The sequence below is a fragment of the Mesorhizobium sp. M1A.F.Ca.IN.022.06.1.1 genome (assembly GCF_003952605.1).
Taxonomy (GTDB): Bacteria; Pseudomonadota; Alphaproteobacteria; order Rhizobiales; family Rhizobiaceae; genus Mesorhizobium.
In genome coordinates, this window is sequence record NZ_CP034455.1 from 4538508 (window position 1) to 4552567 (window position 14060).

The 14060-nt window shown below is 63.6% G+C and carries 15 protein-coding genes; 6 read left to right on the top strand and 9 right to left on the bottom strand.

Features of this window, described 5'->3' with window-relative positions:
• Positions 1–111 precede the first annotated feature (111 nt).
• A complete protein-coding gene (locus EJ078_RS21500; protein WP_127215779.1) occupies positions 112–1155 on the top strand; it encodes a CapA family protein in 1044 nt (347 codons plus the stop codon).
• 74 nt (positions 1156–1229) lie between these two features.
• On the opposite strand, the gene EJ078_RS21505 is transcribed toward EJ078_RS21500, so the two are convergent.
• On the bottom strand, positions 1230–1754 hold the full coding sequence (locus EJ078_RS21505; RefSeq protein WP_306462704.1) for a DUF2314 domain-containing protein: 525 nt from the start codon (positions 1752–1754) through the stop codon (positions 1230–1232).
• 253 nt (positions 1755–2007) lie between these two features.
• Here EJ078_RS21505 and EJ078_RS21510 point away from each other — a divergent pair, with 253 nt between their 5' ends.
• Positions 2008–2496 (top strand): hypothetical protein, encoded by a 489-nt coding sequence (locus tag EJ078_RS21510; protein WP_245457075.1) that lies wholly within the window; start codon positions 2008–2010, stop codon positions 2494–2496.
• Positions 2497–2552: 56 nt separating this feature from the next.
• On the opposite strand, the gene EJ078_RS21515 is transcribed toward EJ078_RS21510, so the two are convergent.
• Positions 2553–3074: a hypothetical protein gene (locus tag EJ078_RS21515; protein ID WP_095826559.1), complete on the bottom strand. Its 522-nt coding sequence runs from the start codon at positions 3072–3074 to the stop codon at positions 2553–2555.
• Between the two features lie 830 nt (positions 3075–3904).
• Here EJ078_RS21515 and EJ078_RS21520 point away from each other — a divergent pair.
• Positions 3905–4843 (top strand): diacylglycerol kinase family protein, encoded by a 939-nt coding sequence (locus tag EJ078_RS21520; RefSeq protein WP_066994447.1) that lies wholly within the window; start codon positions 3905–3907, stop codon positions 4841–4843.
• Positions 4844–4915: 72 nt separating this feature from the next.
• Here EJ078_RS21520 and EJ078_RS21525 read toward each other — a convergent pair whose 3' ends face one another.
• Genes EJ078_RS21525 through EJ078_RS21535 form a run of 3 tightly spaced genes read right to left on the bottom strand, consistent with a single transcriptional unit; the run spans position 4916 to position 8660 of the window.
• Positions 4916–5839, bottom strand: coding sequence for an NAD(P)-dependent oxidoreductase (locus EJ078_RS21525; protein WP_208720806.1), 924 nt, complete (start codon positions 5837–5839; stop codon positions 4916–4918).
• Positions 5836–7047, bottom strand: coding sequence for a mandelate racemase/muconate lactonizing enzyme family protein (locus EJ078_RS21530; RefSeq protein ID WP_127215776.1), 1212 nt, complete (start codon positions 7045–7047; stop codon positions 5836–5838). The genes EJ078_RS21525 and EJ078_RS21530 overlap by 4 nt, the downstream gene beginning before the upstream one ends.
• Positions 7044–8660 carry a GMC family oxidoreductase N-terminal domain-containing protein gene (locus tag EJ078_RS21535; RefSeq protein ID WP_127403974.1) on the bottom strand — a complete coding sequence of 539 codons (1617 nt, stop codon included), beginning with the start codon at positions 8658–8660 and terminating at the stop codon, positions 7044–7046. The genes EJ078_RS21530 and EJ078_RS21535 overlap by 4 nt, the downstream gene beginning before the upstream one ends.
• A 186-nt stretch (positions 8661–8846) precedes the next feature.
• Between EJ078_RS21535 and EJ078_RS21540 the strand changes: the two genes are divergently transcribed.
• Positions 8847–9242: an acyl-CoA thioesterase gene (locus EJ078_RS21540; RefSeq protein ID WP_067326635.1), complete on the top strand. Its 396-nt coding sequence runs from the start codon at positions 8847–8849 to the stop codon at positions 9240–9242.
• A 478-nt stretch (positions 9243–9720) separates the two neighbouring features.
• On the opposite strand, the gene EJ078_RS21545 is transcribed toward EJ078_RS21540, so the two are convergent.
• Positions 9721–10089 carry a helix-turn-helix domain-containing protein gene (locus tag EJ078_RS21545; protein ID WP_066994462.1) on the bottom strand — a complete coding sequence of 123 codons (369 nt, stop codon included), beginning with the start codon at positions 10087–10089 and terminating at the stop codon, positions 9721–9723.
• Between the two features lie 92 nt (positions 10090–10181).
• On the opposite strand from EJ078_RS21545, the gene EJ078_RS21550 reads away from it, so the two are divergent.
• Complete coding sequence (locus tag EJ078_RS21550) at positions 10182–10787, top strand: NADPH-dependent FMN reductase (RefSeq protein WP_067326641.1); 606 nt, start codon at positions 10182–10184, stop codon at positions 10785–10787.
• Positions 10788–10962: 175 nt separating this feature from the next.
• On the opposite strand, the gene EJ078_RS21555 is transcribed toward EJ078_RS21550, so the two are convergent.
• Positions 10963–11406 carry a gamma-glutamylcyclotransferase family protein gene (locus tag EJ078_RS21555; RefSeq protein WP_095801644.1) on the bottom strand — a complete coding sequence of 148 codons (444 nt, stop codon included), beginning with the start codon at positions 11404–11406 and terminating at the stop codon, positions 10963–10965.
• Between the two features lie 36 nt (positions 11407–11442).
• Here EJ078_RS21555 and EJ078_RS30735 point away from each other — a divergent pair, with 36 nt between their 5' ends.
• Complete coding sequence (locus EJ078_RS30735; RefSeq protein WP_095801643.1) at positions 11443–11865, top strand: GNAT family N-acetyltransferase; 423 nt, start codon at positions 11443–11445, stop codon at positions 11863–11865.
• Between the two features lie 35 nt (positions 11866–11900).
• Here EJ078_RS30735 and EJ078_RS21565 read toward each other — a convergent pair whose 3' ends face one another.
• Both EJ078_RS21565 and EJ078_RS21570 read right to left on the bottom strand, forming a co-directional pair.
• Positions 11901–13214, bottom strand: a complete 1314-nt coding sequence (locus EJ078_RS21565) for a hemolysin family protein (protein ID WP_127217375.1) — start codon at positions 13212–13214, stop codon at positions 11901–11903.
• Positions 13215–13308: 94 nt separating this feature from the next.
• Complete coding sequence (locus EJ078_RS21570) at positions 13309–14016, bottom strand: LssY C-terminal domain-containing protein (protein ID WP_127403975.1); 708 nt, start codon at positions 14014–14016, stop codon at positions 13309–13311.
• Positions 14017–14060: the final 44 nt, after the last annotated feature.

Here is a 14060-nt window from a genome sequence, read left to right on the forward strand (position 1 = left end):
CCTCCCGTCCCAATCCCGCCAGCCACAATACACGGATTTGCGGCGCTTCGCCTGCTGCTTTCTCCTGGCGCGAAGACGGTCTACACACGATGGCAAACGGTTGGGCATCGCGTGTCGAATTATCCGCTTTCCTACAAATTGTCGTGGCTGCCGCGTTTTCTGAAGCCGTCGCTAGGCGGCGACAGAAACGGTTTCGCGGCGGCAGCAGCGACGCTGATGGTGCCGACGCCAACGCAAACTGTGCGGCTTGCTTTCATCGGCGACCTGTCGGCGGTCGCCAATCGCCGGGTGCCGGAATGCGACCCTGCGATCGCGGCGCTGCTCGCTTCGGCCGATCTCGTGGTCGGCAATTGCGAAAGCCCGATCGTCGAGCGGCCGAGCGCGGTGGCGGGCACGCGGCTTGGCACGCATCACGCGATGAGCGAACGCTTCCTGGCGGATGCGCTGGCAGGCGTCGGCATTGCCCGTGACAGGCTCGTGCTGTCGCTCGCCAACAATCATATCCTCGACCAGGGCGTTGCCGGCTTCGACGAGACGGTCGCGGCGCTGAAGCGGCTCGGCATCCGCACCATCGGCACCGCGGCCGGCGGCCCGGTCCAACACCAGGCCGCCGGGCCGCTGACGATCGGCTTCGCCGCGTTCACGCTTTGGCGCAACGCTGACGAGGCCGAATTTCGGGCGCGGATTTCCATGGCGGGCGATCCGGCCGAATGGCCGCTCGGGATCCTCGCGAACGTCGACTTGCTCTGCGCGGTGCCGCATTGGGACTGGGAGTTCCGGCATTTTCCGAGACCGGCGACGCGGGCGCTGGCGCGGCGGCTGGCGGGTTACGGCGTGCGGCTGATCGCCGGCCACCACGCCCATGTCGTACAGCCGCTCGAGCGCATCGGCGATGCGCTCGTCGCCTACGGTCTTGGCGACTTCCTCGGCACGGCTTTTGCCAGGCAGCCATGGCCCGGCCGCATCGGTTCGATCCTGGTCGTCGACGTCCGCACGGACGCAGCCGCGCGAGGCAAGATTGCCGCTTACAAACTGCATTTCTTCATGCGCCTCGCCAAAGCCGGCCATGAGCAGCTGGTGCCGGTGGAGGCGCTGAAGGAGGAATTGTTGAAGCGGAAGGTTACCGAACGCCTGAGCGCGATCTTTTCCGGCTGACAGCCGACTGCTGACCGGGCCGACTGGCCGCGGCGAGCTTGCCGCAAAGGCAGCTGTAATGCCTTGGATGCAGTTCAGCAGTCGAAGCCGTATTGGGTGCGCATGTAATCCGCTTCTTCCTTGGACATTTTCTTGAACATCACGCAGACGGTGAAGCTGCCGACCTGATGGCCGTCCCTGGTGTATCCCCAGTCGGAGATATCGTCCTTGGAGAATTTGATGTTCTGGCCGAATACCACGTTGCGGACGAGTTTAGGCTCGTTCGCCAATATGCCGACAAAGCCGGTGGCGGTCCGCTTGAAGGGGATGACCCAGAAATGCTCCGTCGCATGTCCGTCGACCACCATGACCTTCAGCTTGAACCTGCCGGTTCCCGGCGGCGGCGCGTCGGACAAAGCCAGGAAGTCGTCCAGGCTGGATCGTGCCTTTGCAATCGCCGCCGCCATTTCGGCATCGTCCGGGGCTACCATCACCGTTTTGTCGTCACCCTGATCGGTGTCCTGCGCTCGAACAGGCAAGGGCGCGAGTGCCAGTAACAAGCTTAGTGTGGCGCGAACGGCAAAGGTCATGAAGCCCCCCAACTCCAGGTAGGCGCTCATCTTCCCGCATCGTGCCGGCATTATCAATCAGGCACTGCATTGTTCCGACGCGCCAGCGGCGGCCTTCGTCTGCAGCGTTCCGGTACCCCTATGGTTTTTGCCGGGTGTGGTCAGTCTATCCGTCACGAGCGGATGGTAACGGGAACGGAAGCGCTCTCGGTCGTCAAAGAGTCGAAAGCGCCGACCGCCGGAGAGGACAGGACATGCGAATGAAACTTGGTGCCACGGCGATGATCCCGGCAAGGATGCAGACGTGACCTTGCCCGGCGGTAAGAGGGCCAGGGTGCGGCTCGACCGCAACGACTTCGACACTTTGTCCGGCGGCAGGTTTTCCTTTGTTCATCCGAGCAGCATTTCCGTCACCAAGACGGATCTCGGCGAGAGCATCACCCAATACCTCGCTGCCTCGGCCCTCGGCACCGTCGTCGTGGTGCAGGAATACGGCAAGATGAATCCGGTGTCGCTCAATCAGCTGATGCTGCAAGAGATGACCAAGGAGTCGGTTCAGGCGGGCGGCACGCTGATACAGGAGCCGACGACCCGCAAGCTCGCCGACGGCAAGCAGTTGACCGGCATCAAAGCCACGGTGAAGACGCGTACCGACAAGGCCGATTTCGAGATCGTCGGCTTCGGTCTTGCCGATCAGGGGCTGCTGTTCATCACGCGCATCGGCGATCAGGACACCGCAACCGAGCAACCGATGATCGACAAATTCTGGCAGACGCTGAAGGTCAAACTGTAAGGCGCGCTGATATTCAAGTGCCTGGAATACCGGTTTCGTGCGCTTCCGGTGCTGGATTACAGCCCGCTCGGCACCAGTCCCGCCAGCCAGTTCGCCGATCGCTTTGCCATGTCCACCGTCGCGTTGGCCGCGCGGCCGAGATCGGTCTTGACCACGGCATAACCAGCCTTGGTGCGATAGAGCACGGCGCTGCCGCCGTCGACCGCGGCCTCGAAGGCAACAGGCCGCGCGGCTTCCGTCTCGCTCGCCGTCACCGTCGTGCCGACCGGGACGCTCGGCCGACGGCTGAGCTCGGGCGGCAATGGGGCAATGGGTTCGACGACGCGGTTCGGCGGCCTCAGCTCCGGCCTTGACGCTTTGGCTGCGAGCTCCGAAGTCGATGCCGACCCTTTGGTGCGGCAGATGCCGGAAACCAGCGGATAATTGAAATTGCGCTGATGCAGCATCTGGCTCTTCATCGCCGCTTCGCAGTCGGCAATCGTCGCCCATTTGGCGGGAGTCTCGCCGATATACTCGCAGAGCTTGGCGTCGCAGTCGCAGCCGACAATGGTCATGGCGACAAGGGCGGTCTTGATCACGGTCTTGTCCCTTTGAACTTCGTTCCCAGGCGATCAATCGCCGGGGAACAAGGCGGGATTTGGCCGCGATTGTGAATTGAGAGTGTCGGCGCGTTGCTTGGCTTGCGACTGTGGCGGGGAAGCATCAGTGGCAGATGCTGGGGAGGTGCAGGACGCTGGGAAAAGGGCCGGTGAAAGGGGCAGCCCAAAAAACAGTCGGCGCTGGGATTGCTCCCAGCGCCTCCCTGTCAGATCAGGAACCGGTTACGGCAGCAACTTCCGTAAAGTCGTCGCGCCAGGCCGGCCTTGATTTTGACGGTCCTGCCAGTCGCCACCCGAAGGCAGCGTCCGTTCCAGACCACGCCGATCTCCACCCTTGCGGGCTTTGCCGGCGCACCATCGAAGGTTTCACCCGCCTTCATGGCAGCATCGGTCCGCCGTCGGCGTTCGCACGCTTTCCGCGGCACCCGTAGGTCTCGGCATCCGTCCCTCCAGCAGGCGAACCTGCTCTCGTTCTGGGCCGTACGGGCCTCAGGAAATCCGCCTTGCGCTTCTGCCTTTCGGCCGGGGCGTTCGGTAGCCGCCTGAGATGGGTTCAATGTATGCCGGGTAAGGAATTTGCGGAATAGACGCGGACCTGTGGATAGCGGGATTATCGGGGACCGATGCGACAAGTCTCGGAATTTGCGGGCCGAACGCCTTAGACAGCCTGTCCCCATTTTCCGCGGTCCTTTCGACGATGAGCCTTGCCCCGCCAGTCGGCCCGCGTTTGAATGCCGGCAAAGTGCTGTGGCGTTGCATCAGCCGAGTCGCCTTGCGCTTCCACGCAATATGCCTCGGGGGAGATCAGGTTGAAGGTCGGGGTGGTTCTCAATCCGATAGCGGGAGGGGGCAAGCTCAAGCGGCATTGGTCCGAAGCCGCCGCATCGCTCAAGAGGCATTTCGGCGATTTCGAGCTGCGCGAGACGCAGACCAGCGGCGACGCCGAGCGATTGGCAATCGACCTCGCGGCCAGCGGGTGCGATCTGGTGATCGCGGCCGGCGGCGACGGCACCGCCAGCGAGGTGGCGGACGGGCTGCTGCAGGCAGAGCATGAGACCGGCCGGACCAGCGCGCTCGGCCTTTTGCCCTGCGGCACCGGTATCGATTTCGCCAGAGGGCTCGGCCTGCCCGACGAAATCGAGGAAGCACTGGCGCGTATCGCCGGCGCCGGCGCGCGCAAGGTCGATGCCGGCCGCGTCTGCTACATCGACGACCACGGCGCGCTCGCCAGCCGTCACTTCATCAACATCGCCAGCCTCGGCCTCTCCGGCGCCACCGATCGCGCGGTCAATGCGGACAAGCGCAAGGGCAGGGTCTCGGCCAAAGCGCTTTTCTTCTGGCGCACAGTGCTGGAATTCATCCGCTATCGCTTCCAGGAGGTCAGGATCACCATAGACGACGGCGAGCCGGTCGAGGCGCGCATGGCGCTGGTGGCGGTAGCCAACGGGAAATTCTTCGGTGGCGGCATGATGATTGCGCCGGACGCCGATCTGTCCGACGGCCAGTTCGATGTCGTCATCCTGCGCGCCGCCGGCAAGCTTGGGCTGATCCGCGACATCCGTCTCCTCTATGGCGGGCGCCACCGCAACCATCCGGCGATCACCATCCTGCGCGGTCGCAAGGTGCTGGTCGAACCGCTAGGCGACGTTGAGAAGAACGGAGCGCTAGTCGACATAGACGGCGAGTCGCCAGGTCGGATTCCGGCAACTTTCGAGATATTGCCCGGCGCATTGACGCTCAGGTGTTGAATCGCCTGCCTGAAGGTTTGATTCCGCCGGTGTGATTAGGCGATTGAAATAGCTGGCTAAAGTTTTGGAGGATTACAGTTCGAGCTTGGCCGGGAAGCCTGGCGCGCGAAGCTCCGTGCCGACCGCATCCTCCAGAAGCTTGACGATCTGGGTCGACCAGGCGCCACCGCCATACTTCTGCCTGCCGACCTCGAAAATCTGGTTGACGAGTGGTGCCAGTTGCAGCGGCACGCGAAAATCCCTGGCCATGCCCAACGCGAAACCGAGATCCTTCAAAGCCAGGTCCATGGTGAAGCCGATGTCGTAGGAGCCGTTCAGGATGAGCTGGCTTTCGGTCTCGTGGACGAAGCTGTTGCCGGAAGACGCGACGATGGCGTGATAGGCTTGGGCGAGGTCGAGCCCGCCCTGGTTGGCGAGCATCAATGCCTCGCCGGCGGCGACCAGATGAATGAAGGCCAGCATGTTGGTGATGACCTTGATCACCGCCCCCGAGCCGACAGGACCCATCAGCAACGACTTCGCGCACATCGCCTCGATGGCCGGTCGGTGGAGCTCGTAGAGCGCGGCGTCGCCGCCGACCAGCGCGGTGATCTTTCCTGCCGCCGCCAGGTGCACGCCGCCGGTGACCGGACATTCCAGCGTCTCGATACCTTTCGCCGAAGCAAGTGCGGCCAGCCGCAGGATCTCGTCACGGCCATTGGTCGACATTTCGATCCAGGTGCCGCCGGCGGCCAGGCCGTCCAGCAATCCGTCAGAACCGGCGAGCACAGCTTCGCTCACTTTCGGCGAGGGCAGGCAGGTGATCGCATTGCCGGCGCGGGTCGCGGCATCCGCCGGGCTCGCCGCCGCCGTTGCGCCGAGCGCGACCAAACGCGCAACCGCCGCTCGGTCACGGTCGAAAACGGCAACAGCGAAGCCGTGGCGCAGCAGGCTGGCGGCAAGGTTGCCGCCGAGATGACCAAGGCCGATGAAGGCGTAGGCGAGGCGCGCCGTCACGGCATCAGCGGCGTCTGCATCATCTGCAGATGCAGGTCTTTGCCGCTATAGGGGTGCGCCTCGCAGACTTCCTCGTTGAGCTCGACACCGAGGCCTGGCTCCTTCGACGGGATGACGTTCCCATCCTGCCATTCGATCTTCTTCTTGAGCAGCGTGGCGTGAAAACCGTCCCACTGCTTCAACGATTCCAGGATGAGGAAGTTGGGCAGAGTCACCGCAAGCTGGATGTTGGCGGCGCCGACGATCGGCCCGCAATAGCAATGCGGCGCCACCTGGATGTGGTAGGCCTCGGCCATGGCGGCGATCTTCTTGGTTTCGAGAATGCCGCCGGAGCGGCCGAGATCCGGCTGCAGGATGGTCGCGGCGCGGTTCTCGATGACGCGCGCGAATTCGAATTTTGTCGTCAGCCGCTCGCCGGTGGCGATAGGAATCGAGGTGCCGCGAGCGACCTGCGCCATCACCTCGGGCATGTCCGGCGGCACCGGCTCCTCGAACCACAGCGGATCGTAGGGCTCGATTGCACGGGCCATACGAAGCGCACCGGAGGCGGTGAACTGGCCATGGGTTCCGAACAGGATGTCCGCCCTGGTGCCTACCGCCTCGCGGATCGCCTTGATCATGCGCGCCGAGAGGTCGATGTCGATCAGGCGCGGCTGATGGCCGTCATAGGCCGTGTAAGGCCCGGCCGGGTCGAGCTTGACGGCGTTAAATCCCTGCTCGACATATTCCAGAGCGCAGGCCGCGGCCATGTCGGGATCGTTGTAGACGTTCTGGCCGCGGGCGTCTTCCGAATGGACGCTGCCGGTGTGCGGATAGAGATAGGTGTAGGAGCGCAGCGTCTCGTGCACCTGGCCGCCGAGCAGCTTGTAGGCCGGCTTGCCGGCCTCCTTGCCGATGATGTCCCAGCAGGCCATTTCGAGTGCCGAAAAGCACCCCATCCCCGAAACGTCGGGACGCTGGGTGAAGCCAGAGGAATAGACGCGGCGGAAGAGGTTCTCGATATCGTGCGGATCGCGGCCGATGAGGTAGCGCTCGGCCATATCCTCGATCATCTTGGCAGTGACATGCGCCGAGAAGGTGGCGTTGTAGGCCTCGCCATAGCCGACCACGCCGCCATCGGTGGTGAGCTTGACGAAGATGAAATACTTGCCGCCGATGCCGGGCGGCGGGTTGCCGACAACCCAGGTCTTGACGTCGGTGACTTTCATTTCTGATCCTCCAGAACCCGCTCGGCGCCTTTCCATCCGGTGAGGATTGCGGCGGCGTTGGTGTTGCCCGTGATGTTGTCGGGAAAGATCGATGCGTCGATCACACGCAAGCCCTCGAGCCCATGCACCCGAAGCCGGGGATCGACGACGGCGCGCGAAGCGTCCGGACCCATGCGACAGGTCGAGACGGGATGGTAGACGGTGCCCGAGCGCTTCCTGAAATCCTGAATCAGATCGGCATCGGAAGTAATTGACGGACCAGGCAAAACTTCTTCCTCGATGATCTCGGCCATCGCCGGCATCGAGGCGATCTTGCGCACGAACTTCACCGCCGCCAGCATCTCGTCGACATCGGCGTTGGTCGAATAGGCGTTCGCCGTGATCTTCGGATAGTCGCGCGGATCCTTCGAGCGGATCATGATCTCGCCGCGACTCGACGGCCGGCAATTGGAAAGGCCGATGGAGAAGCCCGGCCACGGATCGGGAGTCAGGATCGGGCGCTCGCCGCTCTTGGGGATGACGGTCGAGAAGGCCTGGAAATAGAGCTGCATGTTCGGCCGCGCCATCGACGGGTCGGTGCGGAAGAAACCGCCGGCATTGTTCATCGACAACGACAGCGGACCGGAACGCAGCAGGATGTACTGCATGCCCACCAGCGGCTTGCCCCACCATGGCCGCAGGATCTGGTTCAGCGTCGGCAGCTTGCCCTTGAAGGTGTAGTTGATGCCGACATGGTCTTGCAGGTTGGCCCCGACATTGTCGTTGGCGTGGACGACCGGGATGCCGAGATCGCCGAGCAGCGCCGACGGGCCCACACCAGAGAGCTGCAGCAGTTGCGGCGAGTTGACCGAGCCGCCGGAGAGGATCACCTCGCGGCCCGCGCGGACCCTCTTGGTTTCGCCGTTTTGCTGGTACTCGACGCCGACGGCGCGCTTGCCCTCGAACAGGATTTTCGTCGCCAGCGCGTTGGTCTCGACGCGCACATTGTTGCGCTTCATCGCCGGGCGCAGGAACGCGCGGGCGGCGGACATGCGGCGGCCGTTCCTGGTGGTGATCTGGTAGACGCCGACGCCCTCCTGGGAGGCGCCGTTAAAATCCGGATTTAACGGCAGTCCGGCCTGCTGGGCGGCCGCCAGATAGCGCTTGGTCAGCGGATGCACCGCATTCGAGCAATCGGTGATGTGCAAGGGGCCGCCGACCCCGCGCCATTGGTCGGCGCCGGCCTCGTTGTCCTCCAACGCTTTGAAAGCGGGGAGCAGGTCGTCAAAGCTCCAGCCCGCATTGCCGGCGGCGGCCCAGGCATCGAAGTCCTCGCGCGCGCCGCGAATGAAGACCATGGCGTTGATCGAGCTCGAGCCGCCGAGCAGCTTGCCGCGCGGCCAGTGGTCGACATTGTTGCCGAGGCCAGGATCGGGATCGGCCTTGTAGTTCCAGTTGACGGCCGGATCGAAGAAGGTCTTCCCGTAGCCGAGCGGCATCTGGACATAGAAACGGCGGTCGGTTCCGCCTGCCTCCAGCACCAGTACCGAAAAGCGGCCGGAAGCCGAGAGCCTTTCCGCGACCACCGAACCGGCCGAGCCGGAACCGACAATAATGAAATCATAAGTCTGCATGATGCGCGGGCGGGCTCCGAGATCCGGCTTACCCTAGACATTGCCGGCTCACGTCGTCGCCGGGGCTTCCGGCATGGCTTGTGAAAAAAGCGACCGGGCGGCGGCGCCGCTTTCGCCTTCAGCAAAGCTTGCGACATCGTGATGGCGTTGGTACGGCTTCAGGAAGCAGCGGCTGGAGGACCCCTCATGGTGCACTACGCAGACGGAAAGCCGCTCGGCGACCTGACATTGAGGACGCTCGCCATGCCGTCGGATGCCAATGCCGCCGGCGACATTTTTGGCGGCTGGGTGATGGCGCAGATGGACCTAGCCTGCGGCATCCGCGCGGCCGAGCGCGCCAAGGGTCGCGTGGTGACGGCGGCAGTGAAGGAGATGTCCTTCGCCAAGCCGATGAAGATCGGCGACACGCTCTGCATCTACACCCATGTCGAGCGCGTCGGCCGCACCTCGATGACGCTCAAGGTCGAGGCCTGGGCGCAGCGCTATCTCACCGACCTGATGGAGAAGGTCACCCATGCCGATTTCGTCATGGTGGCGCTCGACGGCGACGGCAAGCCGAAACCGATCCCAGCCGAAAGCTGACGGCGAACGCTTTTCCGGCCAGGCAAATTTGTAACAACTCTTGCGCGGGACGTGCGTCCGGCGACATCCGATGGTTGCTTCCGCGCCCGACGGTGCGTGCCGCTGGAGGAAAGACAATGCGTCAACATATGCTGAACGGCTGGCTCGTGGCAGCCCTTCTCGCACTTACCTGCTTGCTCGGCATAACTGCCTATGCAGAAGTGAAAAAAGAGCTCCCGCGCACCGCGTGGGTGCATGGTTTCGGGGCGGACCAGAGTCAGGGAGCGATGTGCGCAGTCTGCTCCTTGGCGCCCCGTGGCAGTACCACGTCAAAAGCCTGAGTGCTCCTCTCAGGCGCGACCAAAGCCGTCAGGGTCGGGCGGGCATCAAGGTTGATGTGCCCTCGAATACGACAAGTCAAAAAGACACAACTGCAGACTCCTTGCTCAGTCAGCAACGCTGCGGAGCGATGCTCGCAACACGTTGCGCTTCAAGGCCTTCAGGGATGCTCGCCATCGAATTTCGCGCGCGCCGCGCGTACTCGATTGGTATTCTTTCGTGCCCATTCGCCGAGCGCGCCAACCGGCACCAGCAACTCGTGGCCGAGCTCGGTCAGCTCGTAATCGACGCGCGGCGGAATGGTCGGGAAAACCTTGCGCGTGACAAAGCCGTCGCGCTCCAGACCGCGCAAGGTGATGGTCAGCATCTTTTGTGAGATGCCGCCGACGGCCGTGCGCAATTCATTGAAGCGCATCGGTCCGCCGCCCAGCTTGCCGACCACCAGAACGGTCCATTTGTCGCCGACCCGTTGCAGGATTTCCGATACGGCCCGGCAGTCCTCAGTGTTGTACGGGTGCCTCGGTAACAAAAATGTGCCTCCTTGCGCGCCACTTTGTCAGTATCACATATAGCGCCGGTATCCAAACGATACCGAAATTCCCCCGCAAGGAGAGCCCCCTTATGTCCAAACCCAAAATCGCCATTGTCGTCGGTTCGACGCGCGCCGCCCGCTTCGCCGACGTCCCGACGCAGTGGATCGCCAAGATTGCCAAGACGCATGCCGATATCGACGTCGAAGTCGTTGATTTGCGCGACTGGCCGCTGCCGTTCTTCGATGAGGTCGCATCCTCGGCCTGGGCGCCGTCGCAGAACGAGGTGGCGCAGCGCTGGCAGAAGAAGGTCGCCGAGTTCGACGGCTTCATCTTCACCGCGGCCGAATACAATCACGCGCCGACCGCCGTCTTGAAGAACGCCATCGATTACGCCGCCAATGAATGGAACAAGAAGCCGGCTGGTTTCGTCGGCTATGGCAGCGTCGGCGGCGCGCGCGCCGTCGAGCAGCTTCGCCTGATCGCCGTCGAGCTACAAATGGCGCCGGTCAAGTCGGCAGTGCACATCGCCTGGGGCGATTTCCTTGCGGTCCGCCAGGGCGACAAGAAGCTGGAAGAGATCGAACATCTGAACCAGGCGGCGGCGGCGCTCATCAATGACGTTGCCTGGTGGGCGAAGGTGCTGAAGGCGGCGCGCGCCGCCGACGCGATCGCCAGTGAAGCCCAGGCGGCTTAAGCCGCTTCATCCTCCCAAAATATCATCTACGGGCGGCGCTTGCGCCGCCCCTTTTATTTGCGGAAGCCTCGGTCGTTCGACAGAGGATCGCTCAAGGATTTCGCTCTGCTGCCGCTTTTATGTCAGGCATACTGGAGAAAGTCGGATTTCAATTGGGCATCCTTCGGGCGCAACCTTAGGCGTTCGCGTGAAGTTTGAAACGCCGATCGTCGTAGAAATCCAGATATCCCGAATGGACGGGATCCGCGAGACGGCGGGATTTCATGTAAGCCTGCGCCAGGACATGCGGACCGCCTTCAATGGGCTCAACCTCGATCGGGACGCGCAGGTTGCCGGGCTTGCCAACGGATTCGATCCGGTCAAGCCCGGCCAGGGCGCGGTCGTCGACCGCGTAGAGCTCGCCCCTGACGTGGAAGCCGAGACCCGGTTCATTGAACATCATCGGAGCGAAGCGAGGTCCGGCAATCAGCATCGGGAAACGCTCACGGGTCCTGCAGGCACCGATGCACGCGGCCCCGGACAAACCCGCCTTGTGAAGAGGAAACCCTCTCTTCAAGGTTCCGAACACGAAGAGGTTGACGAGCATTCTCCGGAACGCCGGCCGAAGCTGGAAGTTCATCCGTTTTCGCCATGTTCAGGGCAGGTGCAAATCCGCATGACTCAAGAATTCTCAATTATCCTGTCTGCGGACGAAGCCGCGAAAGCCGAGGCCGCCGCGGCGCTCTACCGCTATAACGTCGCCATCACAGGGACGGACGACCGCATTCCCATAGGCGCCGTATTGTGTGCTGGCTCGGGCAAAGCTTTGGGCGGCCTATGGGGAAGGACCGAACTCGGCCTTCTGTTCTTGGACATGTTTTTCGTGCCCGCGCATTTGCGCGGTCTGTCTTACGGGGGCCAGCTGCTCGCCGCCGTCGAAGAAGAGGCAAAGGCGCGGGGCTGCAGACGCGCCGTCGTGGAGACAAGCAGCTTTCAGGCGCCTGGATTCTACATCCGCCACGGTTATGTGGAGTTCGGCCGCGTTCCGTTCGGCTTCGATCGGCAGGCCCGCGTCTTTCTTCGCAAGGAACTGGCCTGAATGGACGTTGGGAAAACCCGGCAGATCCAGGCTCGCTATCGGCGCGCCATCGGACGGTGGCCGTCGGGCAGGCGGGTGGCGATCAGCTTGTCGATACGCCGGCCGTCGAGGTCGACCACCTCGAAGCGCCAGCCTTGCGCGTCCACGCATTCGCCGGTAGCGGGAAGGTGGTGCAGATGCGACAGCACATAGCCGGCCACCGTCTCGTAGTCGCGGTTCTCCGGCAAGTCGATGCCCAGCACCTCGGCCATCTCGTCAGCCTGCATGTAGCCGGCAAGCAGCCATGAGCCGTCCTCGCGTTTGACCGCGTTCTCTTCCTCGCCGGCGTCGAGGTCCGAGCGGAAGACGCCGGTGATCGCTTCCAGGATGTCGGCCGGCGTGACGATGCCTTCGAAATGGCCGTATTCGTCATGGACGAGCGCCATGGGCACGTCCGATTCCCGCAGCCTTTGCAGCACGTCGAGTGCGTCGGCCTGATCATGGACGATTGGCGCGGTGCGCACATGCTGGCGCGGATCCAACACCCTGCCGGCAAGAAGGGCGGCCAGCACGTCGCGCGTCTGGATGACCCCTATCATGGCATCGACATTGCCGTCGCCCGCAGGCAGGCGCGAATGCTGGCTCTCCATCAGAAGCCGCTTGATGGCCGCCTCGTCGGATTGCAGGTTGATCCAGTCGACCTCGGTGCGCGGCGTCATCACGGCGCGCACGGCGCGGTCGCCAAGGCGCATGACGCCGGCGATCATGCGGCGCTCGTCGGATTCGATGGTGCCGTGATGCTCGGCCTCGGCGACCAGCATCTTGATCTCCTCGTCCGTGACCTTCTCTTCCGCCTCGCCGGCCTGGCCGAGCAACCACAAAACCGCGCGGCCGGAAATGTCGAGCAGAAAGACGAGCGGCGCCGATACCTTGGCGAGAATGGTCATCGCCGGCGCGGCGCGGACTGCGACGCGCTCAGGATCCCTGAGCGCGATCTGCTTCGGCACGAGCTCGCCGACGATCAGCGAGGCGTAGGTGATGACCGCGACGACAATGCCGACGCCGATGGGGTCGGCGATGTTCTCGCGGATGCCGGTCGAGGCCAAGTATTGAGCCAGTCGCTCGCCGAGCGTGGCACCGGAAAAGGCGCCGGAAAGGACGCCGACCAGGGTGATGCCGATCTGCACCGAGGACAGAAACTTGCCGGGGTTGGAGCCGAGGGCCAGCGCGCGGCCGGCACCCCTGACATTGCGGTCGATCATCGCCTTGAGGCGGGCCGGGCGCGACGAGACGATAGCCAGCTCCGACATGGCCAAAAGGCCGTTCACCAGGATGAGGGCGGCCACAACGGCGATTTCGACGTATAGCATGCGGCGTCAATAGCATTGCTGCGGTGCATTCGAAAATAGCGGGTTGGGCGTTTTTCGAATTGCGCCGTTTGCCGCTTCGAGAATGCCGGATGCGCTAGGGCAATTGCTTCAACACGCCAACCACCGCCATACCGTCGGTGAAATAGGGATCGCCGCCGCCGTTCCTGCCGTTTTTCGTCGCGCCGATCCCCGGGATCTCGCTGGTCGATGTCAGCATGCCTGCGGTGCTGAGGTCGCCGATCAGCAAGTTGCGCTCGGCATCGATGTCCGCACCGATATGGTGAGTGATGGCACCGGTGTCGTGGCTCAAGCCGACGCCGCGGTCGAAGCTGGCGGCACCCAGCCAGAGCGGGCGGCCGTCATCGCCGACGGTATTTGTCTGCCAGAAGCGGACGTGGTGGCGCCGGTCGGCGCTGTCGCCGACGGGCTTTTCGAAAGCGAGGTCCTGGGCGCGGCCTTCAAACAGCAGGCGGCTGATCGGCGCATCGGGATAGGGTCGGGAGAATAAGACGCTCTCGCCGATGTCGACCGCTGTCCTGAGCGTGACGGCGTCGGCCGTGTCCCAGCCGGCCACGGCAAAGGCGTGGACCACCTCCTTCTCGGTGCCGATAAGTCCGGCATTGATCGGGTCGCCGGGAATGCCCTGCGGCGTATGCGTCACCATCTCGAAGCGCTGCGTGCGGAAGCCGCGCTCCCGCCACGTCCAGAATTCCGGCGCAGCAAGGTAGGCAAAGCCAAGATAGAAAGCACAGAAAGCCACCAGCCAGATCGCCGCGCGTCGCCAAAGGCTTCGCTCACCCACGAGAGACCACTCCCAAGCCTGTGCCCGGCCCACTCTATGCGGTG